Annotated in this window: 1 protein-coding gene; it reads right to left on the bottom strand. The window is 66.3% G+C overall.

Translation table 11 applies throughout. From position 1 onward, the window contains the following. Nucleotides 1-135 precede the first annotated feature (135 nt). The coding region (locus GEV06_29130) for an alpha/beta hydrolase (GenBank protein ID MPZ21901.1) at nt 136-252 on the bottom strand (117 nt) is incomplete at its 5' end.

Raw genomic sequence — 252 nt, 5'->3', positions numbered from 1 at the left:
GTTGCCGTTGACGTAAGGCGTAGCGGCCCTAAACCACCCGACGAGGGTCGACCGCACATCGTCCGGCAGCCGAGTAGCCCGCGCCGGTGGGGCGGGCTACTCCGCTGACAAGTGACGCCCACCGCCCTCTCGGCGCTACTTCGCGAGGAACTCGAGAGCCTTCTCGACGAACTGCTCGTGGAACTGGAGGATTCCGCCGTGGCCGGCGTCCGGGTAGATGACCAACTCGTTGTTCGGCAGACGTCGGGCCAT

Origin of the sequence: Luteitalea sp., assembly GCA_009377605.1 — a bacterium.
Taxonomy (GTDB): Bacteria; Acidobacteriota; Vicinamibacteria; order Vicinamibacterales; family Vicinamibacteraceae; genus WHTT01.
The sequence above is the reverse complement of the archived record's forward strand: the minus strand, read 5'-3'. Positions and strand labels throughout refer to the sequence as shown.